The organism is Aeromonas sp. 97A, from assembly GCF_051919185.1.
Taxonomy (GTDB): domain Bacteria; phylum Pseudomonadota; class Gammaproteobacteria; order Enterobacterales; family Aeromonadaceae; genus Aeromonas; species Aeromonas veronii.
Genome location: NZ_JBQBFF010000001.1, coordinates 2,663,236 through 2,687,867, shown reverse-complemented (window position 1 = coordinate 2,687,867; position 24,632 = coordinate 2,663,236). Strand labels below are relative to the sequence as shown.

20 protein-coding genes are annotated in these 24,632 nt (G+C 57.8%); 9 read left to right on the top strand and 11 right to left on the bottom strand.

What is annotated here, in order from left to right; translation table 11 throughout:
- Positions 1-14: 14 nt before the first annotated feature.
- From nusA to pnp, 6 genes are all read left to right on the top strand, one after another.
- Positions 15-1,517 carry a transcription termination factor NusA gene (gene nusA / locus ACTG27_RS11950; RefSeq protein ID WP_005338808.1) on the top strand — a complete coding sequence of 501 codons (1,503 nt, stop codon included), beginning with the start codon at positions 15-17 and terminating at the stop codon, positions 1,515-1,517.
- 20 nt (positions 1,518-1,537) lie between these two features.
- Positions 1,538-4,231, top strand: coding sequence for a translation initiation factor IF-2 (infB, locus tag ACTG27_RS11945; protein WP_005338806.1), 2,694 nt, complete (start codon positions 1,538-1,540; stop codon positions 4,229-4,231).
- 55 nt (positions 4,232-4,286) lie between these two features.
- Complete coding sequence (rbfA, locus tag ACTG27_RS11940; RefSeq protein WP_005338799.1) at positions 4,287-4,724, top strand: 30S ribosome-binding factor RbfA; 438 nt, start codon at positions 4,287-4,289, stop codon at positions 4,722-4,724.
- A gap of 1 nt (position 4,725) precedes the next feature.
- Positions 4,726-5,676 (top strand): tRNA pseudouridine(55) synthase TruB, encoded by a 951-nt coding sequence (truB, locus tag ACTG27_RS11935; protein ID WP_005338798.1) that lies wholly within the window; start codon positions 4,726-4,728, stop codon positions 5,674-5,676.
- Between the two features lie 144 nt (positions 5,677-5,820).
- The gene (rpsO, locus tag ACTG27_RS11930) at positions 5,821-6,090 is read left to right on the top strand and encodes a 30S ribosomal protein S15 (protein WP_005338797.1); all 270 of its coding nucleotides are present in this window, start codon (positions 5,821-5,823) and stop codon (positions 6,088-6,090) included.
- A gap of 167 nt (positions 6,091-6,257) precedes the next feature.
- Positions 6,258-8,405, top strand: a complete 2,148-nt coding sequence (gene pnp / locus ACTG27_RS11925; RefSeq protein WP_005338796.1) for a polyribonucleotide nucleotidyltransferase — start codon at positions 6,258-6,260, stop codon at positions 8,403-8,405.
- Between the two features lie 98 nt (positions 8,406-8,503).
- Here the strand turns inward: pnp and ACTG27_RS11920 are convergent, their stop codons facing one another.
- From ACTG27_RS11920 to ACTG27_RS11870, 11 genes are all read right to left on the bottom strand, one after another.
- Positions 8,504-9,562 carry a protein-glutamate methylesterase/protein-glutamine glutaminase gene (locus tag ACTG27_RS11920; protein ID WP_184234418.1) on the bottom strand — a complete coding sequence of 353 codons (1,059 nt, stop codon included), beginning with the start codon at positions 9,560-9,562 and terminating at the stop codon, positions 8,504-8,506.
- Positions 9,559-10,050, bottom strand: coding sequence for a chemoreceptor glutamine deamidase CheD (cheD, locus tag ACTG27_RS11915; protein WP_005338793.1), 492 nt, complete (start codon positions 10,048-10,050; stop codon positions 9,559-9,561). The genes ACTG27_RS11920 and cheD overlap by 4 nt, the downstream gene beginning before the upstream one ends.
- Before the next feature lie 3 nt (positions 10,051-10,053).
- Positions 10,054-10,857, bottom strand: a complete 804-nt coding sequence (locus ACTG27_RS11910; RefSeq protein WP_042054189.1) for a CheR family methyltransferase — start codon at positions 10,855-10,857, stop codon at positions 10,054-10,056.
- A gap of 57 nt (positions 10,858-10,914) precedes the next feature.
- The gene (locus tag ACTG27_RS11905) at positions 10,915-12,669 is read right to left on the bottom strand and encodes a methyl-accepting chemotaxis protein (RefSeq protein WP_439979723.1); all 1,755 of its coding nucleotides are present in this window, start codon (positions 12,667-12,669) and stop codon (positions 10,915-10,917) included.
- A 43-nt stretch (positions 12,670-12,712) separates the two neighbouring features.
- On the bottom strand, positions 12,713-13,282 hold the full coding sequence (locus ACTG27_RS11900) for a chemotaxis protein CheW (RefSeq protein WP_439979722.1): 570 nt from the start codon (positions 13,280-13,282) through the stop codon (positions 12,713-12,715).
- A 12-nt stretch (positions 13,283-13,294) separates the two neighbouring features.
- Positions 13,295-15,220, bottom strand: a complete 1,926-nt coding sequence (locus tag ACTG27_RS11895; RefSeq protein WP_439979721.1) for a HAMP domain-containing methyl-accepting chemotaxis protein — start codon at positions 15,218-15,220, stop codon at positions 13,295-13,297.
- Between the two features lie 10 nt (positions 15,221-15,230).
- Complete coding sequence (locus tag ACTG27_RS11890) at positions 15,231-17,441, bottom strand: chemotaxis protein CheA (RefSeq protein ID WP_110303371.1); 2,211 nt, start codon at positions 17,439-17,441, stop codon at positions 15,231-15,233.
- 22 nt (positions 17,442-17,463) lie between these two features.
- Positions 17,464-17,790, bottom strand: coding sequence for an STAS domain-containing protein (locus ACTG27_RS11885; RefSeq protein ID WP_005358513.1), 327 nt, complete (start codon positions 17,788-17,790; stop codon positions 17,464-17,466).
- 13 nt (positions 17,791-17,803) lie between these two features.
- Positions 17,804-18,172 (bottom strand): response regulator, encoded by a 369-nt coding sequence (locus ACTG27_RS11880; RefSeq protein WP_005338778.1) that lies wholly within the window; start codon positions 18,170-18,172, stop codon positions 17,804-17,806.
- Between the two features lie 9 nt (positions 18,173-18,181).
- Complete coding sequence (locus ACTG27_RS11875; protein ID WP_021230363.1) at positions 18,182-19,396, bottom strand: methyl-accepting chemotaxis protein; 1,215 nt, start codon at positions 19,394-19,396, stop codon at positions 18,182-18,184.
- A 253-nt stretch (positions 19,397-19,649) separates the two neighbouring features.
- Entirely contained in the window at positions 19,650-20,738 is a 1,089-nt protein-coding gene (locus tag ACTG27_RS11870; protein WP_021230362.1) for a ketoacyl-ACP synthase III, read from the bottom strand.
- Between the two features lie 226 nt (positions 20,739-20,964).
- Here ACTG27_RS11870 and ACTG27_RS11865 point away from each other — a divergent pair, with 226 nt between their 5' ends.
- From ACTG27_RS11865 to ACTG27_RS11855, 3 genes are all read left to right on the top strand, one after another.
- A complete protein-coding gene (locus ACTG27_RS11865) occupies positions 20,965-21,906 on the top strand; it encodes a LysR family transcriptional regulator (protein ID WP_439979720.1) in 942 nt (313 codons plus the stop codon).
- A gap of 127 nt (positions 21,907-22,033) precedes the next feature.
- Entirely contained in the window at positions 22,034-22,642 is a 609-nt protein-coding gene (locus ACTG27_RS11860) for a LysE family translocator (protein ID WP_439979719.1), read from the top strand.
- A gap of 97 nt (positions 22,643-22,739) precedes the next feature.
- Positions 22,740-24,599 carry a peptidase U32 family protein gene (locus tag ACTG27_RS11855; protein ID WP_439979718.1) on the top strand — a complete coding sequence of 620 codons (1,860 nt, stop codon included), beginning with the start codon at positions 22,740-22,742 and terminating at the stop codon, positions 24,597-24,599.
- Positions 24,600-24,632: the final 33 nt, after the last annotated feature.

Genomic DNA, 24,632 nt, shown 5'->3' with positions numbered 1-24,632 from the left:
CGAGGCTATCGGATATGAATAAAGAGATTTTGCTGGTCGTTGACGCAGTATCCAACGAGAAAGCGGTACCCCGCGAGAAGATCTTCCAGGCTCTGGAAACCGCGCTGGCGACTGCGACCAAGAAGAAATATGAAGGCGAGATTGAAGTTCGGGTCGAAATCGATCGCAAGACCGGTGACTACGACACTTATCGCCGCTGGGTAGTCATTGCGGATCAAGCCGCGATGGAGAACCCCTATGCTGAAATCACCCTGGAAGCGGCACAAATTGATCAGCCGGAAATCCAGATCGGTGAGTATGTTGAAGACCAGATCGACTCTGTGACCTTCGACCGTATCACTACCCAGACCGCCAAGCAGGTTATCGTGCAGAAAGTGCGCGAAGCCGAGCGTTCACAAGTAGTTGATCAGTTTAAAGATAAAGAAGGCACCATCATCAGTGGTGTGGTCAAGAAGAGTAACCGCGACAACGTCATACTGGATCTGGGCAGCAATGCTGAAGCCGTGATCTTCCGTGATGACATGCTGCCGCGTGAAACCTTCCGCCCGGGCGACCGTGTCCGTGGCCTGCTCTACGCAGTGCGTCCGGAAGCCCGTGGTTCCCAGCTGTTTGTCAGCCGTTCCAGCCCGGACTTCCTGAAAGAGCTGTTCCGTATCGAAGTACCGGAGATCGGTGAAGAGATGATCGAAATCATGGGTGCTGCCCGTGATCCGGGTTCCCGCGCCAAGATCGCGGTGAAGACCAACGATCGTCGTATCGACCCGATCGGTGCCTGTATCGGTATGCGTGGTGCTCGTGTGCAAGCTGTCTCCGCCGAGCTGAGCGGTGAGCGCGCCGATATCGTGCTGTACGATGACAACCCGGCCCAGTACGTGATCAATGCCATGGCACCTGCCGATGTGGCCTCCATCATCGTTGATGAAGACAACCACACCATGGATATCGCCGTGGAAGCTGCCAACCTGGCTCAGGCCATCGGTCGCAATGGTCAGAACGTGCGTCTGGCCTCCCAGCTGACCGGTTGGGAGCTGAACGTGATGACCGTTGAGGACATGCGTGCCAAGCACCAGGCCGAAAACGACCGCATCATGAACCTGTTCACCAGCACTCTGGATATCGATGACGATTTCGCCGGTCTGCTGATGGAAGAGGGCTTCTCTACCCTGGAAGAGATCGCCTTTGTACCGGTTAACGAGCTGCTGGCTATCGACGGTCTGGATGAAGACATGGTCGAAGAGCTGCGCAAGCGCGCCAAAGATGCCCTGACTACCAAGGCACTGGCCAAAGAAGAGTCTTTCGATGGCGTTGAGCCGTCCGAAGAGCTGCTCAATCTGAACGGTCTGAGCCGCGAACTGGCTTACGCTCTGGCGGGCCGTGGCGTGGGCACCCTGGAAGATTTGGCTGAGCAAGGTATCGATGACCTTGCTGATATTGAAGGGCTGACTGCCGAGAAGGCAGGTGAGCTCATTATGGCTGCTCGCAATATCTGTTGGTTCGGAGAAGAGCAGTCCGAGTAAGATCAAACGGAGGAAAATGAATGGCAGAAGTATCAGTCAAACAACTTGCCACTGACATCGACACACCGGTTGATCGTCTTCTCCAGCAGTTTGTCGATGCCGGTATCAGCAAGAGCAAGGCCGACGACATGGTCAGCGAGTCTGAGAAACAGGCTCTGCTGGCACACCTGAAGAAACAGCATGGAGGTGACGAGGTCGCCGCTCCTGCCCGCATGACCTTGCAGCGCAAGACCAAGAGCACCATCAGTGTTCAGGGTACTGGCGGCAAGAACAAGGAAGTGCAGGTAGAAGTGCGCAAGTCTCGCACCTATGTAAGACGCTCGGCGCTGGAAGATGAACAGCGTCAGGCGGAAGCCGAGGAAACAGCGCGTTTGGAAGCAGAAGAAAAAGCTCGTCGCGAGGCCGAAGAGAAGGCCCGTCTCGAAGCTGAAGAGAAGGCTCGCCGTGAGGCTGAGCAAGCTCGTCGTGAAGCTGAGGAAAAGGCGCGGATCGAGGCACAATCAAAGGCTCGACAGGCTTCACAGCCCGCCAAAGCAGCCAGTAGCACAGCTCAGCAAGAGGCAGAAAAGATGGCCAAGCGCGAAGCAGAAGAACTGAAGCGCCAACAGGAACAAACAGCTTTGAAAAAAGCTGAAGAACTCGCCGCGAAGAAAGCCGAAGAGGCTCGTCTCATGGCGGAACAGAACGCAGCCCGCTGGGCTGAAGAAGAGGCCGCTCGCGCCAAAGAGAGCAGCGACTACCATCTGACCACCAACAAGCATGCGCAAGCCGCAGAAGACGAGTTGGATCGGAAAGAAGAGACCAGCCGCCGCACTGCCGCAGCTGCCAAGGCACCGAAGAAAGCCGGTCGTCGTGAAGATGATCGCGACTCTCGCAACCCGCGTGCCCGTAAAGGCAAGCGCGGCAAGGTTGCCATGCCGAACGCCATGAAGCACGGCTTCAACAAGCCGGCTGCCGTGGTGAACCGCGATGTCGTCATCGGCGAGACCATCACTGTGGCCGAGCTGGCCAACAAGATGGCCGTCAAGGGCGTTGAAGTCATCAAGGTGATGATGAAGATGGGTGCCATGGCCACCATCAACCAGGTGATCGACCAGGAGACCGCTCAGCTGGTCGCCGAGGAGATGGGTCACAAGGTTGTGCTGCGTCGTGAGAACGAGCTGGAAGAGGCGGTACTGTCCGATCGTGACGAGACCTCCGAAGCCAAGCCGCGCGCACCGGTCGTTACCATCATGGGTCACGTTGACCATGGTAAGACCTCGCTGCTCGACTACATTCGTAAAGCCAAGGTTGCTGCTGGCGAAGCCGGTGGTATTACCCAGCATATCGGTGCTTACCACGTCCAGACTGACAGTGGCATGATCACCTTCCTGGATACTCCGGGTCACGCGGCGTTTACCTCCATGCGTGCTCGTGGTGCCAAGGCGACCGATATCGTTGTTCTGGTTGTTGCAGCTGACGACGGCGTGATGCCGCAAACCATCGAAGCTATCCAGCACGCCAAGGCTGCCGGTGTACCGCTGGTTGTTGCGGTCAACAAGATCGACAAGCCGGAAGCGGATCCGGATCGCGTCAAGACCGAACTGGCCCGTTACAACGTCATGTCCGAAGATTGGGGTGGAGACTGCCAGTTCGTGCACGTATCCGCCAAGTCTGGCGAAGGCATCGACGACCTGCTGGAAGCCATCCTGATCCAGGCCGAAGTACTGGAGCTGAAAGCGGTGGTTGATGGCATGGCCAACGGCGTCGTGATCGAATCCTTCCTGGATAAAGGTCGTGGTCCGGTTGCTACCGTACTGGTACAAGAAGGTACTCTGCGTCAGGGCGACATCGTTCTGTGTGGTCTCGAGTACGGCCGTGTTCGCGCCATGCGTGACGAACTGGGTCGCGAGATCAAGGAAGCGGGTCCGTCCCTGCCGGTGGAAATCCTGGGTCTGTCCGGCGTTCCCTCTGCCGGTGACGAAGCCACCGTTGTCCGTGACGAGAAGAAAGCCCGTGAAGTGGCGCTCTATCGTCAGGGCAAGTTCCGCGAAGTCAAGCTGGCTCGCCAGCAGAAGGCCAAGCTGGAAAACATGTTCGCCAACATGACCGAGGGCGAAGTGTCCGAAGTGAACGTGGTGATCAAGGCCGACGTACAAGGTTCTGTGGAAGCGATCTGCGATGCGCTGGTCAAACTCTCCACCGACGAAGTGAAGGTGAAGATCGTGGGTTCCGGCGTAGGTGGTATCACCGAAACCGACGCGACCCTGGCTGCAGCTTCCAGCGCCATCTTGGTTGGTTTCAACGTCCGTGCCGACGCATCTGCGCGCAAGGTCATCGAATCCGAGAGCCTGGATCTGCGTTACTACTCCGTCATTTATGACCTGATCGACGAAGTGAAGCAGGCCATGAGCGGCAAGCTGGCCCCTGAGTATCGTCAGGAGATCATCGGTCTGGCTGAAGTGCGTAGCGTCTTCAAGTCTCCGAAGTTCGGCGCCGTTGCCGGCTGTATGGTTACCGAAGGTGTGGTCAAGCGTTCCAACCGTATCCGTGTTCTGCGTGACAACGTGGTTATCTATGAAGGCGAGCTGGAATCCCTGCGCCGCTTCAAGGATGACGTCAACGAAGTTCGCAACGGCTACGAGTGTGGTATCGCGGTCAAGAACTACAACGACGTGCGCGAAGGCGACCAGATCGAAGTTTACGAGACTGTTGAAATCCAACGGACTCTGTAAGCCGAGAGTTAGACAAAATAGGGGGCCGCGGCCCCCTTTTATCGCAGGATAGAATATGGCCAGAGAATTCAGCCGGACCCGTCGGGTCGGACAGCAGATCCAGCGTGAAATCGCGCTGATCCTGCAGCGCGAGGTGAAAGACCCGCGCATCGGCATGGTGACTGTTTCCGATGTGGAAGTGTCCCGTGACCTCAACTATGCCAAGATTTACGTCACCTTCTTGCAGCTGGAAAATGATGCCGAGCGCATCAAGGAAGGCTTGCAGGGTTTGACCGAAGCAGCCGGATATATCCGTAGTCTGCTGGGCAGTGCCATGCGTCTGCGCGTGGTGCCCGAGCTGCGTTTCTACTACGACCAGACCCTGGTCGAGGGGATGCGTCTCTCCAACCTGGTGACCAACACTGTGCGTGAAGACAAGCGTCGCATGGCCGAATCCGGCCGTGACGAAGAAGCTGAATCCGCACCGGATGACACGACTGAGGATAAAGCCTGAGATGACCCGAAGACGTCGTTTCAAGGGCCGTGATGTGCACGGCATTCTGCTGCTGGACAAGCCGACCGGCCTGACCTCCAACGATGTGTTGCAGAAGGTCAAGCGCATCTACAACGCCGCCAAGGCCGGTCACACCGGCGCACTGGATCCGCTGGCGACCGGCATGCTGCCGATCTGCCTCGGCGAGGCCACCAAGTTCTCCCAGTATCTGCTGGAAGCGGACAAACGCTATGAGGTGACCGCCAAACTGGGCGAGCGCACCAACACCAGCGACTCCGATGGTGAGGTGGTCTCCACCCGTCCGGTGAACGTGGCTGTCGGTACCCTGATCGAGGCGCTGGACCAGTTCCGCGGCCCCATCATGCAGGTGCCCTCCATGTACTCCGCGCTCAAGCACAACGGCCGTCCGCTCTACGAATATGCCCGCGAAGGCATCGAGATTGAGCGTGAAGCCCGTCCCATCACCGTATTCGAGCTCAAACTGCTGAGCTTTGAAGGTGATGAGGTGCGCCTTGAAGTGCACTGCAGCAAGGGCACCTACATCCGCTCTCTGGTGGATGATCTAGGTGAAGTGCTGGGCTGTGGTGCCCACGTGACTCAGTTGCGCCGTACCCAGGTGGCCAGCTATCCGTACGAGCGGATGCTGACTCTGGAGCAACTCGAGTGCATCTTCGAGCAGGCCAAGGCCGAGAGTATCCCGCCGCGCGAGCAGCTGGATCCGCTGTTGTTGCCGATGGATACCGCCGTGGCAAGCTTGCCCGAGGTGAACATGCTGGCGGTTGTGGCTGCCTATGTGAATCAGGGCCAGGCCGTGCAGGTAGCGGGTGCGCCGCAAAGCGGTCAGGTTCGCATGACGGTCGGCCCGGAGCGCGAGTTCATCGGGGTTGGCGAGATTGATGATGATGGCCGCGTCGCTCCCAAGCGACTGGTGCGTTATCACGACGAGGAGTGATCCTCAGGCGGTATCAGAACGTCTTTCCTGTTTCGCCTCTTTATCGTTGCGAAAAGGGGCGGGGACGATTATGATACCGCCCTCATTTCACGGCTGAATTAGAGATTGGCTGTGAACCTTTAAACACTCTACTGGAGTATTACCATGTCTCTAAATGCTGAGATCAAAGCTCAAATCGTTGCTGACAACGCTCGTTGCGCCAACGACACCGGTTCCCCCGAAGTGCAAGTTGCCCTGCTGACTGCCCAGATCAACCATCTGCAAGGTCACTTCAAAGAGCACTCCAAGGACCACCACGGTCGTCGCGGTCTGCTGCGCATGGTTTCCCAGCGTCGTAAGCTGCTGGACTACCTGAAGCGTAAAGATTCCGAGCGTTATGCTGCTCTGATCGCCAAGCTGGGTCTGCGTCGTTAATCGACCATCAGATTTCGCGAAAAAGGGGAACCGTCAGGTTCCCCTTTTTTATTGCTCTTCAAGCCGTTGCCTGCCTCACAGAATTCGCGTCACCGCTTACCTTTTGCATCGAATCAAGTATACTTGTGCGCGAATTTAAAGAGCCAAATTGTAAAAAGGAAATTCACGTGAATCCTATTGTAAAGTCATTCCAGTACGGTCAACACACCGTCACTCTGGAAACCGGTGTGATGGCCCGTCAAGCCACTGCGGCCGTTATGGTCAGCATGGACGATACCTGCGTATTTGTGACCGTAGTCGGCAAGAAAGAGGCCGATCACGGCCGTGATTTCTTCCCGCTGACCGTCAACTACCAGGAGCGTACCTATGCTGCTGGTCGTATCCCGGGTGGTTTCTTCCGTCGTGAAGGCCGTCCGAGCGAAGGCGAGACCCTCATCTCCCGTCTGATCGACCGTCCTATTCGTCCGCTGTTCCCGGAAGGCTTCCTCAATGAGGTTCAGGTCGTTGCGACCGTAATGTCCGTGAATCCGGCCGTATCCCCCGACATCGTTGCGATGATCGGTGCCTCTGCTGCACTGGCCATCTCCGGTATCCCGTTTGGCGGCCCGATCGGTGCTGCTCGCGTGGGTTACATGAACGGTCAGTATGTGCTGAACCCGACCACCACTGAACTGCCGCAGAGCGACCTGGATCTGGTAGTTGCCGGTACTGCCAACGCGGTACTGATGGTTGAGTCCGAAGCGGCCATCCTTTCCGAAGAGGTAATGCTGGGTGCCGTGGTATACGGTCACGAGCAGATGCAGACCGTGATCAATGCGATCAACGAGTTTGCCGCTGCCGTCGGCACCAAGCCGTGGGACTGGACTCCGCCTGCCGTCAACGAAGCGCTGAAAGCCAAGGTTGCCGAGCTGGCGAGCGCCGAACTGGGTGAAGCCTACCGCATCACCGAGAAGGCAGTTCGTTACGAAACCATCGCGGCCATCAAGGGTCGTGTGGTTGAGCAAGTTATCGCTTCCGGCGTGGAAGAAGATGCCAAGAAGATCGGCGAAGAGTTCCACAGCCTGGAAAGCCGCATCGTTCGTGGTCGCGTAGTACGTGGTGAGCCGCGTATCGATGGTCGCGATCCGGAAATGATCCGCGCCCTGAGCGTAGGTACCGGTATTCTGCCCCGTGCTCACGGCTCTGCCCTGTTCACCCGTGGTGAAACTCAGGCCATCGTGGTCGCCACTCTGGGTACCGAGCGTGACGCCCAGAACATCGACGAGCTGACCGGCAACCGTGCCGATCGCTTCATGCTGCACTACAACTTCCCGCCATACTGTGTCGGTGAGACCGGCATGATGGGTAGCCCGAAGCGTCGTGAAATTGGTCACGGCCGTCTGGCCAAGCGCGGCGTTGCTGCCGTGATGCCGAGCGCCGCCGAGTTCCCGTACGTGGTGCGCGTGGTCTCTGAAATCACCGAATCCAACGGCTCCTCCTCCATGGCGTCTGTCTGTGGTTCCTCTCTGGCGCTGATGGATGCCGGTGTGCCGATCAAGGCCTCCGTTGCCGGTATCGCCATGGGTCTGGTGAAGGAAGAAGAAGGTTTCGTCGTGCTGTCCGACATCCTGGGTGACGAAGATCACCTGGGCGACATGGACTTCAAAGTAGCCGGTACCACCGAAGGTGTAACCGCGCTGCAGATGGACATCAAGATCGAAGGCATCACCAAAGAGATCATGGAGATTGCGCTGAAGCAAGCTCGTGGCGCTCGTCTGCACATCCTGAAAGTGATGGACGAAGCTATCCAGGCTCCCCGTGCCCAGATCTCCGATTTCGCACCGCGTATCCACACCATCAAGATCAATCCCGAGAAGATCAAGGACGTGATCGGTAAGGGTGGTTCCGTGATCCGTGCGCTGACCGAAGAGACCGGCACCAACATCGAGCTGGATGATGACGGTACTGTACGTATCTCCGCCGTGGCCAACGAAGCCGCCATGGAAGCGATCCGTCGCATCGAGGCCATCACCGCCGAGATCGAAGTGAACCGCATCTATGAAGGTAAAGTTGTCCGTCTGGCCGATTTCGGTGCATTCGTCAACATCCTGCCGGGCAAAGATGGTCTGGTACACATCTCCCAGATCACCGATGCTCGCGTGCAGAACGTGGCTGACCACCTGACCATCGGTGACGTGGTCAAGGTGAAGGTACTGGAAGTGGACCGTCAGGGCCGTGTACGTCTCTCCATCAAGGAAGCGAACGCCCCGACCGAAGCAGCTGCACCTGCTGCTGACGCCGCTCCGGCCGCTGAAGAAGCGCCTGCTGCAGAGTAATCTGCTCGCCTGATACCGGATTGGTTCCGGTTGATGTAAAAAGTCCGGCTCCCCTTGGGGGGCCGGACTTTTTTATGGGCAAAACGCGCGATAAGGGATTACTTGCCGAGGATGGCGTACTGCATCTCTTGCAAGGGGAGTACATGGCGGGCGGCTCCCAGCTTGATCGCCTCTTTGGGCATGCCGAAGACCACGCAGGAGGCCTCATCCTGGGCATAGGTGTTGGCACCCGCATCCAACATCTCGCGCAATCCCCGGGCACCATCATCCCCCATGCCGGTCATGATGATGCCGGTGGCATTCTTGCCGGCATATTTGGCGACGGAACGAAACAGCACATCCACCGAGGGGCGATGGCGGTTGATAAGCGGCCCGTCGACTACCTCGACGTGATAGTAGGCACCGCTGCGTTTGAGCAGCATATGCTTGCCTCCGGGGGCTATCAGCGCCAGCCCCGGGATCACTCGGTCATTGTTCCTCGCCTCCCGCACTTCTATCTGGCAGACCCCGTTCAACCGCTCGGCAAACATGGCGGTAAATTTCTCTGGCATGTGCTGCACGATGACAATGCCGGGGCTGACCCGAGGCAAGGCTGTCAGCACGGCTTCCAGCGCCTGGGTGCCGCCGGTCGAGGTGCCGATGGCGATGAGCCGCTCTGTGGTTTGTGCCATGGCGTGCTGGTTGGGCGCCAGCATGGCATCCGCGTTGAGTTTGGGGCTGACCGGCACAGATGAGGGCTTGCCCACGCGCTTGAGGTTGGCCTGGGCCGCAGCACGTACCGCCATCGCCAGGTCGTGGGCAGATTCTTGCAGAAAGCTTTTTATCCCCATGGTCGGTTTGGTGATGATGTCCACCGCGCCGGCAGCCATTGCCTGCAGGGTTGTCTCGGCCCCTTTTTCGGTGAGGGAGGAGCAGATCACCACCGGGGTTGGATGCTCTGCCATGATCTTGGTGAGAAAAGTGATGCCATCCATACGGGGCATCTCCACATCGAGCACGATGACGTCAGGCCACTCTTTCTTCAGTTTTTCCTGGGCAAACAGGGGATCCGATGCCGTGGCTATCACCCGGATATCAGGCTCCTGCTCCAGCACCGCTTGCAATACCTGTCTGACCACGGCGGAATCATCCACCAGCATGACCCGGATCTGCTTCATTCTCGCGACTCCCGTTGATGTGGCAGACGATGATGGCGGAGCCAGACACTGCCGTTGCTGAGCTCAAAGAGCAAGCTTCGGTGGCCGCTATGGCCAAGATGATGGGCTTTGATATCAAGGCCAAGGTGTCGGGTCAGCTGCCAGGCTGCCTGAATATTTTTAGCGGCGACATTGTTGTCGCTCTGTGCGTATTGAGGCTCGGTAAACATGTTGCCACCCCCGAACAACTTGGCCTCATATTCATGGATAGGGGCGGGATAGTGACTGGCCGCTTGCAGCAGCAAGGCGAGGGCCTCATCGGCATAGCGCCCATCCAGCTTGGCAGAGGGATTGCGCCGACTTGGCAGCATGTAGTGACACATTCCTCCCTGTTTCTGCTCCGGATGCCACAAGGTGATGGCAATACAGGAGCCCAGTACGGTTCTGACCACCACATCTTCCTTGCCAAAAAAGAGTTCTCCCGGTTGCAGGATCACCTCCCGAGTCATGACTTATCTCTTCTGATAGATGGAAGGAGAGACAAGCTGCAGGCCGTGGTGCAGGCCATGCAGGCTCTCGGCGTGGCTCACCAGCAGGTAGCCACCGGGTTTGAGTCTGGGTACCAGCCGCTGCAAAACTTGCCCTTTGGTCTCCTTGTTGAAGTAGATCATCACGTTTCTGATGAAGATGACGTCAAACATGCCTATGTCCGGCAGATCCTGATTGAGGTTGATCTGCATGAACTGCACCTTGTCCCGCAACTTGCGATCGATGATGAAGATGCCCTCCTGCAGGCCTACACCCTTGAGGCAATATTTCATCAAAAAGGGCAGTGGAATATTTTGCGCCCGCTCGATGGGGTAGCGACCGCTCATCGCCTGTTCCAGCACCCGGGACGAGATATCGGAGGCCAGGATCTCCCAGTTGAAGGTGCTGCGTTTTTCCGCGAGGGTCATGGCCAGACTGTAGGGCTCCTCGCCGGATGAGCTGGCAGCGCTCCAGACCCGCAGTGGTTGCTCGGGCGGGAGCGCTGAGACTATCTCCCGCGTCAGAAACTCGAAGTGTTTGGGCTCCCTGAAAAAGTAGGTTTCGTTGGTGGTCAGCAGATCAAGCGCCAGCTGCAGTTCGCTGCTGCGATCGTTCATGATGAGCTGGAAGTAGTCGTCATAACTCTCCAGCTCATAGTGGCAGAGGCGTTTAGCCAAGCGGCTGGCCACCAGCGCCTTCTTGGCTGGAGACAGCTCTATCCCCGCCGTTTGATGAAGCCAGCGTTGGAAGCGGGAGAACTCATCATCATGCAGCTGGGTTTGATACAAAAAACGGTCCCTCTACCTGTGTTGTCGGAGATGGGAGAGGCAACGCCTCTCCCGTGGCTAGAACCGGACAAAATCGCCATCGCCGATGGGGCGTTGGACGGTGGCGGCTCGTTCCCGACTGTTGGCAGTGCTCTCGTTCATGAAGCGACCTCGGGTATTGGGGTGAAGATGCGAGGTGGCTGCTTTACCTTCTTTGGCGTGGGCCTCCAGGGTAAAGAACTCCATGGCCAGTTGCAGCTGTTCAGCCTGGCTGCTCATCTCTTCTGCTGTGGCAGCCAGCTCTTCGCTGCAAGAGGCATTTTGCTGGGTAACCTGACTCAGCTGGTTCATGGCCTGGTTGATCTGGCTGACACCGGTGGATTGCTCAACCGAAGCGGCACTGATCTCCTGCACCAGATCCGAGGTCTTGTTGATTGAAGGAACCATCTGATCCAACAAACGACCTGCTTTTTCCGCCATCTCGACACTGCTGGAGGCCAGCTCGCCAATCTCCTGTGCTGCAACCTGGCTGCGTTCGGCCAGTTTGCGCACCTCCGCCGCCACTACGGCAAAGCCTTTGCCGTGATCGCCTGCCCGCGCCGCTTCGATAGCTGCGTTGAGAGCCAATAGATTGGTCTGGTAGGCGATGTCATCGATGATGCCAATCCGTCTGGCGATCTGCTTCATGGCATCCACAGTCAGTTTGACCGCTTCTCCTCCCTCTACGGCCTCTTTGGCTGCCTTGCTGGCCATGCCATCGGTGACCTGGGCATTGTCGGTATTCTGGTTGATGCTGGCGCTCATCTGTTCGATGGAGGCGCTGGTCTCCTCCATGCTGGAGGCCTGTTCACTGCTGGATTGGCTGATCGACTGGGCGGTCGCGCTTACCTGCTCGGCGGCACTGGAGAGGTTGTCAGAGGCGCCGCGCACTTCGGTGACGATGTTGGTGAGCGATGCGATGGTCTTGTTGAGCGCATCCTTGGTGGTGCCAAACACGCCGGGATAGTCCGCCTCAATCTGTTGGGTCAGGTCACCTTTTGCCAGACATTGCACGACCCGGATGACATCGTTGAGTGTGCTGTCGATCACTTCGGCAATCTGGTTGATCCCTTCTCCCATCGCCTGAAAGAAGCCGCTCTTGCCAGCAAGTTCCATCCTGCGGTGCAGCTCGCCATTAATCACGGCCTGCACAATGTCGGACATCTCTTTCTCTATCATCACCTCCTTGGTTCTGTCGGCCCATTCGACCACGGAGCCCAACCGTTCTCCGGTATCGTTGAAGACCGGATTGGCGATCAGGGAGAAGGTGCGCCCCCCCAGCTGTATCTGGGTGCGGTAGGTGCTGTTGAGTTTGGCCAGCATGGCGCGCTGATGGCCGGGATTTTTATGAAAGCTGTCGATGTTGGCGCCCATCAGCTGATTGGCGTTGAAGCTGTAGAGCTCTTTCTTGATGTCGGTCTCAGCCTGATTGAGCATGCCGGTCACAGCCTCGTTCATATAGATAATGTCGAGGTTGGTATCGGCAATCATCACGTTGGTGCTGGCGCAGTCGAGGGCTTTGCGAACCAGCTGGTTCTCATGGAGCAATACCTGGTTCTTTTTAATGTCGTTGCGGCTCTGTTCCAGCTTGTCACTGAGCAAGGTGACCACCTCGTTGATGGCATGTCCTACTTCACGCAAGGGGCTATCCATACCGGAAAGATCGAGTGGTGCTGGAACCTGCTCTGCCAGGACTGCGTGTTGCAGTTGGCCGATTGCGTCGAGTAACAGGGTCCGCTGCCTCACTTCGGTGGCATTGTCTCCGAAGAGTTTTCCTAAGAGTGATTGGGTCATGAGCGTTTCCTTATGCTGCATGTCGTGGAGTATGGAGGCCTGTTCAGGAGGGTTGCAGGTTGCCTTGTGGCAACCTTGCCTGTGGCTGGGCCAGTTCGTTGAGTTGAGCCATCTCATCGAGTGACAACACTTTCCCGGTATCGATGAGGATGACGAATTTGCCGTTGACCTTGCCCATGCCGCTGATGAACTCGGCCCGGATGCGGGCACCAAAACTGGGTGGGGGCTCGATATCTGCTTGTGGGATACCCAGTACTTCCGATACGGAATCCACCACAACGCCAATATCCTGACCTACAGGTTCATCGCCCTGCGGGGCCATCCCCTCAATAATGACGATGCAACTGCGGCGAGTGATGACCGAAGGTGCATTGCCAAAGCGGGCATTCAAGTCTACGACCGACACAACCGCTCCTCTGAGGTTGATTACGCCACGAATAAAACCCGGCATCATCGGAACCGGAGTGATATTGCCGTATTCGATGATCTCTTTGACCCCCAGAATATTGATGGCGAACATCTCGTTGTTGATCAGAAATGTCAGGTACTGGGCATCGCCACTGTTCTCGTTAGCGGCCGCTGATGGCACCGTGATATCGGTGGATGTATGCATGGTCGCCTCCGGTTAAAAACGGACAAAATCCGCGTCATCAATGGAATGGGATAATGGTTGATTGGGCTGGCTGGCCCGTTGTGGGGGGGCGATGAAACTGCCTCTGGGAGGCATGCCCTTGTGGCCGGTTTCATTGGGCCTAGTGTTGAGCTGCGCACTTTTCTCCAGAGCAAAAAAGGCCATGGTTTGCTGCAGTTCGCTGGCTTGCGAGCTCATCTCTTCGGCCGTGGCCGCCAGCTCCTCGCTACTGGCCGCATTCTGCTGTGTCACTTGATTAAGCTGGTTCATGGCCAGACTAATCTGGTTGGCTGCGCTGGCCTGTTCACCTGAGGCGGCATTGATCTCTTGTACCAGATCAGAGGTTTTGCGAATGGAGGGGACGATCCTCTCCAGCAGGTTGCCAGCCCGCTCTGCCTTGCTGACGCTGTCGGAGGAGAGCTCGCCAATCTCCTGCGCAGCGATCTGGCTGCGTTCTGCCAGTTTTCTCACCTCGGCAGCAACCACCGCGAAGCCTTTGCCATGCTCTCCGGCGCGAGCAGCCTCGATGGCGGCGTTGAGGGCAAGCAGGTTGGTCTGGTAGGCAATGTCGTCGATGATGCTGACTTTCTTGGCGATTTGCTGCATGGCGGTCACCGTCTGTTGAACGGATTGGCCCCCTTCGGTGGCCTCCAACACCGAGTTGCTGGCCATGCTGTCGGTGATCTTGGCGTTCTCGGTGTTCTGATTGATGCTGGCGCTCATCTGCTCGATAGAGGCGCTGGTCTCTTCAACGCTGGCCGCTTGCTCGCTGGTGGCTTGGCTCAATGCCTGCGCCGTGTTGCTCACCTGATTGGAGGCATTGGTCAGGTTGTCGGCGGCGTTGCGTACCTCTTCGATGATATTGGTCAGCGCAGTGATGGTCCGGTTGAGGCCGTCTTTGGTCTGGCCGAAAATACCTGGGTAGGGCTCATCGATCCGTTGGGTCAGATCACCCTTGGAGAGTGCGGTGGCGATGCGCATCACATCTTCCAGGCTGGTATCTGTCACATGGGAGAGGCGATTCAGCAGCTCGGATACCCGCTTGATATATCCTTGACGATCCTCCAGCGCAATCTTGTGGCTGAAGTCGCCCTGTTCGACAGCGGCGGTGACCAGCGTTTCGATATCCGTGATCAAGGCCCCCAGTTTCTTGACCATGTTATCCATCGCCATCAAGAGCTGACCCGCTTCATCGTTGGACTCTATCTGGATCGATACATCTAGATTGCCATCGGCCAGACTATTGGCCACGCGCAGAGCCTGTTCGATGGGGGTGATGATGCTTTTGATTAGCAGGGTGCCAAACCAGGCTGCGAGTGCGATGCCGACCGCGATAACCACCGCCATGGTTATCAGCATCACGTCATACCAAGATTGCGCTGCGGTATATTCCGACTTGGCCACATTGAGCTGCAGGTTGACCAGCTCGGTGATTTTGTTGCCTATCGGGTCGATGGAGCCATAGAGGGCACCGTCAAAGTTGTTCAGCATGCCAGTAATCATGCCGTGCTGGGTGGCGAGGTATTTCTCCAGCTTGCCAATATCGGTATCGGCCGCGTTGAACAGGGTTGTCGCCTCGGCTGACAAACGCTGTTCATCTGGTGTGAGAGTGGTGGACTGGTAGTGATGCCACTCGTTTTTGATTGTCTGCTGGGCCTGTTGTATCTGCTTCAAAGCCTCTTCTGCCGGGATCAGCCCCGCATTGGCCTTGTTGAGGTTGTCGATGATCGAGACGGCATAGCTGTCGGAGATAGTCTTCAGCTGCTTGAGGGGAACCACCCTGTCGTTGTAAACGCGCTGCAACCCGGTATTGCTGCTCTGCATGTTGTATAACCCGAGGCTGCCAACAGCCAGCAGCAGCAGGCAGAGCATGCAGAGCAGTACGATAAGACGCAATTTGATGGTGGAATTTTTTAACATGATGGTCCCCTCAGTTGATGCTGGATTGAGGCAGGTTGCGCGACACTGTCAACCTGTTGAGCTGACAGGATTCCTGAGTGATTGCGTGCTGGATCAGCGAAGGAATGTCGAGGATCAGGGCGACCTCTCCCCCCCCCAGAATGGTTGAACCACTAATGCCCTGCAGGCGCTGGAACAATTTCCCCAACGGTTTGATGACGGTCTGGAATTCTCCCAGCAGTTCATCCACTACCAGCCCGGATTTTTTGCCTGCATGGCTGACCACGACAATGTTCTCGCGCCTCCCTTTGCTGCCATTGGTATCGAAGTAGTGTTGCAGGCGGATAAAGGGCAGCACCTCGCCACGCAAATTGATGTAATTGCGACCCTGGGTATCGGACAGTGCACTCTGGGTCAATTCAACGCACTCGATCACCATATCGAGGGGAATGACGTAGTGGGTGTCGCAGACTCGTACCAGGAAGCCGTCGATTATGGCAAGGGTGAGCGGCAGGCGGATCTGCACACGGGTTCCTTTTCCCGGGATGCTGTCCAGATCGACCGTGCCGCGCAGGGCAGTGATGTTGCGTTTGACGACATCCATGCCAACCCCGCGACCGGAGAGGTTGGTTATCGCCTCGGCGGTAGAGAACCCCGGCTCGAAGATCAGGTTGTATATCTCCTGATCTGTCAGCGTGGTGGTTGGGCTGATCAGACCGCGCTCGATGGCTTTTTGCTGGATCCTGGCTTTGTTGAGACCAGCTCCGTCATCCCGAATTTCGATGACGATACTGTTGGAGTCGTGATAGGCATTAAGATTCAGGGTGCCACGGGGGGATTTGCCTGCCAGCAGCCGTTGCTCTGCCGATTCGATGCCGTGATCCATCGAGTTTCTGACCAGATGCATCAGCGGATCGCCGATCTTCTCTACCACCGATTTGTCCAGTTCAGTCTCGGCTCCGGAGATCACCAGAGTGATATCCTTGTTCAGCTCCTGACTGACATCGCGCACCACCCGCTGGAAGCGGTTGAAGGTATCGCCGATAGGCACCATGCGCAGGCGCAGTGCACTGTCGCGGATCTCTTCCACCAGCATGGCAATGACTGAGGTGGCTTCCTGCAGTTGGCTTTCGCGGGTACGTTGGGCCAGCAGATTGGCTCCTGAACTGGCGACTACCAGCTCCCCGACCAGATTGATTAGATCATCCAGCTTGTCGGCATGCACCCTGACGTAACGGCCCTCTTTGCTCTTGCTCTCCTTGGTCTGGTTCTGTTTTTTCAGGGCAGCATCGACGACGGCTTCGTTGACGGCACCCTGCGCAATCAGGATTTCTCCGAGTTTGGGCGCTTGTTCTGCCGGGGTCGCTTGTTGTGCCTGCAGACCGCTTGCTAACTCCTCTGCGGTGAGGGCGCCGGTGTTGACCAACAACTGGCCCAGCATGGTGCTATCTTCCGGTAGCGACTCGATCAGGTTGATGAACTGGGCGATCTTGCTGTGGGGCGGCAAGATGGTGATCTGACAGTCATCTCTGACAAATTCAAAGACATCGCTGATGGCTGCCTTATCTGCCTGCGAGTCGAAGTCTATCTCGTAGCCGAGGTAGCAATTCTCCGGATCGAACTGTTCCCAATCCGGTAGCGCCTGATGGATGGTCTCCACCGAGCATATGGTTCCGAGAGTGCCGAGATAGCGCAGAAATGCGGCCGGATCCATGCCATTGCGCAGCACATCGGGACCAAAACGCAGGGAGATATGCCACAGGGAGGCGGAGCTGGTAATCCCTCCCTCTTTTTCGATCTTGGGTTCCGGCGTATGTACAGTATCTGGCAGCGTGGCATGGGGGACGCACTGATGACGGGTGAGGGTGAGCCTCAGCCGTTCATCCTGGTTGGCATCGCCATCGCTTAACGTGCTGCCCTGTTCTGCAACGACACTGATGAGTGTCTGGATGTGGTCGCAGCTCTCCAGCAGATCCTTGATCAGAGGAGAGGTGACGGTGAGCTGCTGATTGCGGATCTGGTCGAGCAGATCCTCGACGATATGGGTAAACCCGACGATTGGTTGCAGACCAAACAGGCCAGCCGACCCCTTGATGGTATGAGCAGCACGGAAGATGGCACCAATCAGCTCGCTATTGTCAGGGTCAGATTCCAGTGATAGAAGGGCTGACTCCATCTCTTCAAGCAACTCGCGTGCCTCGGCGATATAGGTTTGTAAAGCCTGATCAAGATCGATGCTCACGGTGACTCCTTGTCATGGTAGCTCAGGGCCGTTCGCCATGGGTGATGAGGGTGGGGTCGCCAAAAAAGGCCGAGAGCTGGCAGAGCTCCAGCAGTTCAAGCACAACATGGCTGTGCCAGACCAGCGCCAGGGAGGAGCCTTGCTGCAGAGCGGTTTTCTTCGCTGCCAGCAGCAATTGCAGCCCGGCGCTGTCTATCTCGGATACCGCCGCCAGATTCAGCTCCAGTTCGTTCCCCTGATGTAATAAGGGTGAGAGAGCATCTTTCAGCTCGCTGACTGTATAAATGGTGATCTCGTCCGGCATGGTCACCACTACCTTGTTGTCGAGTAGCTCACTCTGTAGTTGCATGATGCGCTCCGGATCACGGCATGATGAGCTTGGCGACTGCGGCCAGCATCTGTTCGGGCTGGAAGGGTTTGACCACCCAAGCTTTGGCTCCTGCGGCTTGTCCCTCCTGCTTCTTGCTGTCCTGAGACTCGGTGGTCAGCATGATGACAGGGGTAAATTTGTAGTTGGCCAGCTTTTTGGCCTCTTTGACGAAGGTGATGCCATCCATGTTCGGCATGTTGACGTCACTGATGATCAGGTTGATCTTCTTGCCATCAAGTTTGTTGAGCGCATCTTTGCCGTCAGAGGCTTCCATGACCTCATAACCGGCGCCCTTGAGGGTCATGCCCACGACTTGGCGAATAGTAGCCGAGTCATCCACGATCAGGATCGTTTTGCCCATATCTCTCTCCTAGAAAAATGTGATGTCGGCGCTGCTTGGTTGCGCGTTGACAGAACGGGTGGTGCGACCATGGTGAATATTGCGCTGTTCGTCGGTGGCGTATGAGAGCTCCATCTCTGCCAGCCAGCGATTGGCATCGATCTGGATTGGCCCTGTCGCATTGCTGCTCTGCTCGGAAGCCACCAAGTGGCTGGAGAGGCTCTCCATGTTTTGTCTGACGTGGCTGAGGATCTGGCTGACTCTGTCTTGAAATTGCAGCGAGACAATGACGCTGGAGATTTCGCGATGGATATCGGTGCTCTCGTTTTGCAGCAGGGAGGCGGATTCCGCCAGGCTGTCAGTGGCATGGCGAAAACGGGCCAGTACCTGTTCAATTGTCTGCTCCGAATTGAGCGCTGAGGCGTGATCCCGTGCGGCAGCATTTTCGGCAATCTGGAAGGCGCGACCGATAGCAGTATTGATGGTGTCTACCTTGTCGGTCATCTTCTGGGCGGTTTCGCTAGAGAGGCGGGAGAGGTTGCGCACTTCATCCGCGACCACAGCAAAGCCACGGCCTGCTTCCCCAGCGCGAGCCGCTTCAATGGCGGCGTTGAGGGCCAGCAGGTTGGTCTGGGAGGCGATTTTGGCCACATCCATGGCCATGGTGTTGAGCTCTATGGTGTAGGTGGTCAGGCTTTTTATCTCACCCAGCATGGCATCCCGATTGGCTTGGGCGGAGTGCAGGATGGCCACTACCTCATTGAGCTGCTGCTGGCTCTCGCTCAAGACTCCTGCCATGCCACGGGAATTGGCATCACCCAGTTCTCCTGCTGCCAGATGAGAAGCATTGACTGCTTCCTCCAGCTTGTTGGCCAAGCCGCTGAAGCGTTGGGTCAGGTCAATCATCGCGGCTTCGGTTTGTTGACGAGAGCTTTCAATTTGCTGGGACCAGATAGGTAGAGCCTTCTCGCACACCTGTTCGAGCCCGATGATGGAGTGGGCGAGAGGATCGGTCGCGACGGTTTGTTCCTCTCCTGCACGATGTCGGAGTGTGTGCTGGTGGAAGTGACTCGATGTCCAGAGCGCGGCGGCAATACCAACCAGCACATTGAGCAGCAGGTAGAGAGGTGACAGCGCATCGGCGAGCTGCAGCAACAGGCAGCTCAGCAGAGCAAGCCCGATGCAGCAAATCCAGCAAACCGGTTCCCAAAGCGGTGTGTTCACGCCACTTTTGTGTTGTGCCATACGTAGCTTATCCCTGTGCAATTATTTGGTAAGAGGTAAAGGCGCAGGACCGAAACAGTCATGGTGCCCCTTGACGCTCTTTTCTTTATTTATAGTTGGCACAATAAGGTTAGCGGAAAAAAATTAATTGGCTGCAAATCGGAGTTGTTTGTATCAGCGATTGCCGTATCAAGCGGCTTGCGAAGTGGGGGGCAGAGCTTGGTGGGGATGAAAAGGAGAGAGGGAGCCTGAGGATTCAGGCTCCTGATGAGGATCAAGCCTCGTTGGCGTGAGCCTTCTGGCAACCTTCCACGGCGTGGGCAATCAGTTCCAGCGCGCTCTTGTCACACGGGGGCAGTTCGGCATCGCACGCCTTGATAGGGGTGACGCGATCGCCCCACTTGATGATGGCGGCCCCCCAGGTCAGGCCGGCACCGAAAGCGGCGGTCAGCAGATAGGAGTTCGGCTTGACGCGGCCCTGCTCCAGCGCTTCGCAAAGGGCGATGGGCACGGTAGCTGCGGAGGTGTTGCCGTAGTTTTCGATGTTGACCATCACCTTCTCCATCGGCGCATTCATCCGTTTGGCGAGGGTCTCGATGATGCGGATATTGGCCTGGTGCGGCACGATCAGGTCGACCTGCTCCGGCGCAATACCGGCCTGCGCCAGCACAGTGCTGGTGGCTTCACCCATGCCGCGCACGGCGCGTTTGAAGATCTCCGGCCCTTCGAAGTTGAAGGTGAACAGCCCATCGATATCGGCAAAACGCACCCGATCGGTACCGAAGTTTGGTACGTGCAGGATCTCCCGCGCTTCGCTGTCACAGCCGAGCTTGTTGGCGATCAGGCCACACTCCTGCTCGCTCGCCTCGATTACCACGGCTCCGGCACCATCGCCAAACAGCACGGCGGTATCGCGGCGCGCCCAGTCCAGCAGGTAGGTGAGGCGCTCGGCACCAATCACCAGCACCTTCTTCATCATGCCGGTCTGCACCAGCGAGGTCGCGACGGAGAGGGAGTAGACGAAACCGGTGCAGGCAGCATTGAGATCAAACACGGCGGCATTGACGGCACCGAGCTTCTTCTGCACCGCAGAGGCGGCACTTGGCAGCAGGTTGTCCGGGGTGGCGGTGGCCAGGATGATGCCATCGAGATCGCTCGCTTCCAGACCGGCGCAGGCCAGCGCGCGGCGACCGGCCAGGGTGGCGAGATCCGAGGTACTGACATGGGAGATCCGGCGGGCCTTGATGCCGGTGCGCGGATAGATCCACTCGTCTGACGTATCCATGATGGTGCTGAGGTCATCGTTGGTCAGCACGGAGGGAGGCAGGCATTTGCCCCAGCCGGTGATATTGGCGTATTTCATCTTGTTACCGCTTCTCAAAGTGGATCGCCCGCGGGCGGAAAATCGTGCAATTATGCCGTACGAGACAACCACTGTCATCTTGTGGTCATGGTTATGTGCAGGGCGAGCGGCTGCGCCATCTGGTCGCAAAGGGCTGCAATGTGCCGAACATGGCAGGAAATTTCGCTTAAAGCGCGGGACTCCTCTGCCCTAAGATAGGCATTTCGCCACCGATGAGGGTATCTCCTTGCTCAGAGCCAATCTCAACTTGTTGCCGACCCTCAAGGTGCTGCTGGAGACCCGCAATATCAGCCGCGCCGCCGAGCTGCTGCACCTGAGTCAGCCCTCCATCAGCAAGCAGCTTGCCCAGTTGCGCAGCGAGTTTGATGACGAGTTGCTGGTACGGGAGGGGCAACGCTGGTTGCTGACGCCACGGGCCGAACTGTTGGCCGCCCAGCTGGCGGATTCTCTCGGTGCGCTGGAGCGGCTCTACGAGGCGCCCGGATTTGACCCGAGCCGCTGCGAGCGGGTATTTCGACTCGCGTCTTCTGATTATGTTGCCCAGCATATCCTGCCCGATATCTGTGCCGCGCTCGCCAAAGAGGCGCCGTTGGCGGCGCTGGAGTACAGCCTGTGGGACAAGCGTCAGCTGCCGCAGTTGTGGCAGTCCGAGCTCGATCAGGTCTCTACCATCACCGAGCAGGTACCGGAGCAGATACGCGGTCTGCATCAGGGGGAAGATCGGCTGGCGGTGTTGATGGGACGTCATCACCCGTTGGCGGGCAAGGCGCTGAGTCTCGATGACTATCTCGCCTGGCCTCACCTGCAGGTGAGCGGGGGAGGTGACAAGGACAGCCCGGTGGAGCAGGTATTGGCGCCGCAGGGACTGAGTCGGCACTGGTTTGCCAGAGTTCCCTTCTTTCAGGCGGCAGTGGAGGTGTTGCTGCGCACCGATTGCCTGATGACCACCCCTGCTCATATCGCCTGGCAGCTCTCCTGCGGCCATGAGCTCACCTTTGTCGACTTGCCCTTTGCGGCCCGCGACCAGCAGTATCATCTGCTGTGGCACCAGCGCCACCATCAGGATCCGGCCCACCGCTGGTTTCGCGAGCTGGCCTACCCCTTCCTGCGGGATCACCTGCAACATACCGTCGGCGAGAGTCGCAAGCTGCTTGATCTCGGCGGTTAGCCCCGGTCAGTTGTGTGGCGTTATAGCCATGGGTTATGGGTTCTATTCATAACTTTCACTACTGGCATAACGGCTCAGCCCGTACCCTGAATGCAGGCATCCTATCGAGCATATAAAGAGGAAAAGCATGGAACTGACGAGTTGGCTGGCACTGGCCGCAATCTGCGTGATGGGCGCCATCAGCCCGGGGCCGAGTCTGGCGCTGATCATCCGCAACACGGTGCAGGGTGGGCAGGGGCATGGCGTCGCAACCGCGCTCGGCCACGGCTTCGGGGTTGGTATCTATGCGCTGGTCACGGCGCTCGGCCTCTCCATCCTGATCACCCAGACCCCGATCCTGTTTGATCTGATCCGCTACGGCGGCGCCGCATTTCTTGCCTGGCTTGGGGTGAAAGCCCTGCTGGCAAAACCAGCCAGTGACGAAGGGAATGAAGAGGTGCATCAACTGCGCGGTCGGCAGGGAGCCTTTGAAGGTTTTATGGTGGCCTTCCTTAACCCCCAGCTGGCGGTTTTCTTCATCGCTCTGTTCAGCCAGTTTGTGCGGGCCGATACCGGTTGGAGCGAAAGGGGCATCATGATGCTCACCGCTGGCGGGATCGATGCAGTCTGGTACGTGCTGGTGGCGCTGGTGCTCTCTCGTGGGCCGGTGCTGGCGTGGCTTAAAGCCAAATCCTTTGTCATCGACAAGGTGAGCGGGCTGGTGCTGCTCGGGCTGGCACTCAAGGTGGTTATGTAATCCTGTATTTCGCAGATACCTTAAGCGGGATCAAGGCATGTGGGTGGTGAATGGGCTAGAGTAGCGCCCATTTGCTGTCCGCCCTGATCCCGAGACCATGCACCAGAACAAGCACCCGTTAAGCCACAACAACCGGTTGGAGCTGCTGGCTCCGGCCAAGAACCTCGCCTACGGCATCGAAGCCATCAACCATGGCGCCGATGCCGTCTACATGGGCGGCCCTGCCTTTGGCGCCCGCAGCGCTGCGGGCAACACCATCGAAGATATCGAAGCGCTGGCGCGCCACGCCCATCGCTTCGGTGCCCAGGTCTTTGTCGCCTTCAACACCCTGCTGCACGATCACGAGCTGGAGCAGGCCCGGCGCCTGACCCACCAAATTTACGAAGCCGGTGCCGATGCGCTCATCGTCCAGGATATGGGACTGCTGGCGCTGGATTTGCCTCCCATCGCGCTCCATGCCAGTACCCAGACCGACAACCGCACGCCGGAGAAGGTGAAGTTTCTGCAGGATGTGGGTTTCTCTCAGGTGGTGCTGGCGCGCGAACTGTCTCTTGCTCAGATCCGCGAGATCAGCGCGGCGACCAATGTGCAGCTGGAGTTCTTTATCCACGGCGCGCTCTGTGTCTCCTACAGTGGCCAGTGCAACATCAGCCATGCCCGTACCGGCCGCAGCGCCAACCGTGGCGAGTGTGCCCAGCTCTGCCGTCTGCCCTGCTCGCTGCAAAAGCCGGATGGCGAAGTGCTGGTGGCCGACAGCCACCTGCTGTCACTCAAGGATATGGATCAGACCGACAACCTGGAGGCCTTGATCGAGGCGGGGATCCGCTCCTTCAAGATTGAAGGGCGACTCAAGGGGCTCGACTACGTCAAGAACGTTACCGCCTGGTATCGCCAGAAGCTCGACGCCATTCTCGACAGCCGCTCCGATCTGGTGGCCGCCTCTGCGGGCCGTTGCAGCTACAGTTTCGAGCCTGATCCCAAAAAGAGCTTCAACCGCGGCAGCACCGACTACTTCCTCCATGGCCGCCAGCAGGGGATCGACTCCACCAAGAGCCCGAAATATGTGGGCGAACCGCTCGGGCGTGTCACCAGAGTCACCAAGGATGGCATCGAGATCGACGGCAAGCAGGTCAGCCTCAACAACGGTGACGGTTTGGGCTTCTTCAAGCCGAACAACGAGCTGGTGGGGATGCGCCTCAACAAAGTCGAAGGTAAGCAGTTACTCCTGTCAGAACGCATGCCGGGGTTGAAGGTGGGCACCGAAATCTACCGCAACCACGATCAGGCGTTCAGCAAGATGTTGGAGAAGGCGAGCGCGGATCGCCGCATCCGGGTCGATATGCAGCTCTCCGAGTGCGATGAGGGCGTGAGTCTCACGCTCACCGATGAGCAGGGTATCAGTGCCGCGGTGACGCTGTCTTGCGACAAACAGCTTGCCGACAATCCGGAGCGGGCGCTGCAACAGGCGCGCGACCAGCTTGGCAAACTCGGCAATACCCTGTTTGTGGCGCGCAAGATTGAGTTGGCATTCACTTACCCGCTATTCATCGCCGCATCACAGCTCAACGGGCTGCGCCGGGATGGCATCGCTGCGCTGGAGGCGACGCGCGTGGCTAACTACCTGCGCCCCGAGCGACGCATCGCCCTGCGGGATATCAGCTATCCCCAGCACCGTCTCTCCTACCTTGGCAATGTGCTTAACAGTGCCGCCGAAAAGTTCTTCCATGAGCACGGGGTTGAGCGCATCGCCCCCGCCTATGAGGCGAACAAGGAGGAGCGGGAAGTGGTGCTGATGATCACCAAGCACTGCATCCGCTACAGCCAGAACCTCTGCCCGAACGAGGTGCCCGGTCTCAAGGCCGAGCCGCTGGAGCTCAAGATGGGTAAAGACACCTTCCGCCTGCGTTTTGACTGTAACCGCTGCGAAATGCATGTGATGGGCAGCCTGAAACGCTGATCAATGAGCCCCTTTCTCCATCTGGAAAAGGGG

Excerpts from the sequence above, each read along its gene's own strand:
- nusA (WP_005338808.1), top strand. The coding sequence starts at position 15 with ATGAATAAAGAGATTTTGCTGGTCGTTGACGCAGTATCCAACGAGAAA.
- ACTG27_RS11885 (WP_005358513.1), bottom strand. The coding sequence starts at position 17,790 with ATGCAACTACAGAGTGAGCTACTCGACAACAAGGTAGTGGTGACCATG.
- ACTG27_RS11900 (WP_439979722.1), bottom strand. The coding sequence starts at position 13,282 with ATGCATACATCCACCGATATCACGGTGCCATCAGCGGCCGCTAACGAG.
- rbfA (WP_005338799.1), top strand. The coding sequence starts at position 4,287 with ATGGCCAGAGAATTCAGCCGGACCCGTCGGGTCGGACAGCAGATCCAG.
- rpsO (WP_005338797.1), top strand. The coding sequence starts at position 5,821 with ATGTCTCTAAATGCTGAGATCAAAGCTCAAATCGTTGCTGACAACGCT.
- ACTG27_RS11855 (WP_439979718.1), top strand. The coding sequence starts at position 22,740 with ATGCACCAGAACAAGCACCCGTTAAGCCACAACAACCGGTTGGAGCTG.
- truB (WP_005338798.1), top strand. The coding sequence starts at position 4,726 with ATGACCCGAAGACGTCGTTTCAAGGGCCGTGATGTGCACGGCATTCTG.
- cheD (WP_005338793.1), bottom strand. The coding sequence starts at position 10,050 with ATGACTCGGGAGGTGATCCTGCAACCGGGAGAACTCTTTTTTGGCAAG.
- ACTG27_RS11920 (WP_184234418.1), bottom strand. The coding sequence starts at position 9,562 with ATGAAGCAGATCCGGGTCATGCTGGTGGATGATTCCGCCGTGGTCAGA.
- infB (WP_005338806.1), top strand. The coding sequence starts at position 1,538 with ATGGCAGAAGTATCAGTCAAACAACTTGCCACTGACATCGACACACCG.
- ACTG27_RS11860 (WP_439979719.1), top strand. The coding sequence starts at position 22,034 with ATGGAACTGACGAGTTGGCTGGCACTGGCCGCAATCTGCGTGATGGGC.
- ACTG27_RS11870 (WP_021230362.1), bottom strand. The coding sequence starts at position 20,738 with ATGAAATACGCCAATATCACCGGCTGGGGCAAATGCCTGCCTCCCTCC.
- ACTG27_RS11875 (WP_021230363.1), bottom strand. The coding sequence starts at position 19,396 with ATGGCACAACACAAAAGTGGCGTGAACACACCGCTTTGGGAACCGGTT.
- ACTG27_RS11895 (WP_439979721.1), bottom strand. The coding sequence starts at position 15,220 with ATGTTAAAAAATTCCACCATCAAATTGCGTCTTATCGTACTGCTCTGC.
- ACTG27_RS11880 (WP_005338778.1), bottom strand. The coding sequence starts at position 18,172 with ATGGGCAAAACGATCCTGATCGTGGATGACTCGGCTACTATTCGCCAA.
- ACTG27_RS11905 (WP_439979723.1), bottom strand. The coding sequence starts at position 12,669 with ATGACCCAATCACTCTTAGGAAAACTCTTCGGAGACAATGCCACCGAA.